At 69.4% G+C, this 1,443-nt stretch carries 1 protein-coding gene; it reads left to right on the top strand.

Going from position 1 to position 1,443, the window contains the following annotated elements:
- Positions 1–1,443: DEAD/DEAH box helicase (locus G6019_RS15875; protein ID WP_304506214.1), on the top strand; the 1,443-nt coding region annotated here is incomplete at both ends.

Genomic DNA, 1,443 nt, shown 5'->3' on the forward strand with positions numbered 1-1,443 from the left:
AGGCGCCTCGGGCAAGCGCGCCCCGGCCGCGGAGACCGCCGCGGAGAACGCGGGCGACGACGCCGTCACGTTCGCCGACATGGGGCTCGACCCGGCCGTCGCCAAGGCGGTCAAGGACGTCGGGTACGAGGTCCCCTCGGGCATCCAGGCGGCCATCATCCCGCTGGTGATGGAGGGCCGCGACGTCGTGGGGTTGGCGCAGACCGGAACCGGCAAGACCGCGGCCTTCGCGCTGCCGATCCTCTCCCTCATCGACCCGTCGGTCAAGAGCCCGCAGGCGCTCGTGCTGGCCCCCACCCGCGAGCTCGCGCTGCAGGTCGCCGAGGCGTGCATCACCTATTCCGCCAACATGCCTCAGGTCAGCGTCCTGCCGATCTACGGTGGGCAGGCCTACGGGATCCAGCTCTCCGGTCTGCGGCGGGGGGCACAGATCATCGTGGGGACGCCCGGTCGGGTGATCGATCACCTGAAGAAGGGCACGCTCGACCTGTCGGGCCTGCGTCATCTCGTCCTCGACGAGGCCGACGAGATGCTCGCGATGGGCTTCCAGGAGGATGTCGAACGGATCCTCTCGGACACCCCGCAGTCCACCCAGGTCGCGCTGTTCTCGGCCACGATGCCGGCTGCCATCCGCCGGATCTCCCAGAAGTACCTCACCGACGCGGCCGAGGTGAAGGTCGCCTCGAAGACGGCCACGGCGCCGACCATCCAGCAGCGTTATGTGCTGGTGAACCACCGCGACAAACTCGACGCGCTGACGCGGATCTTCGAGGTCGAGGACTTCGACGCGATGATCCTGTTCGTCCGTACCAAATCGGCCACGGAGGAGCTGGCGGAACGTCTGCGGGCCCGTGGGTTCTCCGCGGCACCGATCAACGGCGACATCCCCCAGAACCTTCGCGAGCGGACCATCGAGGCGCTCAAGGACGGTCGGACCGACATCCTGGTGGCCACGGACGTCGCAGCGCGTGGTCTGGACGTGCCCCGGATCAGCCACGTGGTCAACTACGACATCCCGCATGACACGGAGTCGTACGTCCACCGGATCGGCCGCACGGGCCGCGCGGGTCGCAGTGGCCAGGCGCTGCTGTTCGTCACCCCGCGGGAACGGCGGTTGCTCTCGCAGATCGAGCGGGCCACCAGGCAGCCGCTGACGGAGATCCAGCTGCCGAGCGTGGACGACGTCAACGAGATGCGCATGGCCAAGTTCGCCCAGTCGATCACGGAGAGCCTGAACGACCCGAACCTGGCGATGTTCCGCCGCCTCGTGGAGGAGTACGCCGCCGAACACTCGGTCTCGATGGCCGACATCGCCGCCGCCCTCGCCACCCAGTCCAGGAACTCCGCCGACTTCCTCATGCGGGAGCCCGAGCGGCCGGCCCGGCGTGATCGGCAGGACGATCGCCGCGACCCCCGGCGGGACGACCGGCGCGAGCGCCCCGG

Origin of the sequence: Dietzia sp. DQ12-76 (assembly GCF_014145045.1) — a bacterium.
In the GTDB taxonomy this organism is placed as follows: Bacteria; Actinomycetota; Actinomycetes; order Mycobacteriales; family Mycobacteriaceae; genus Dietzia.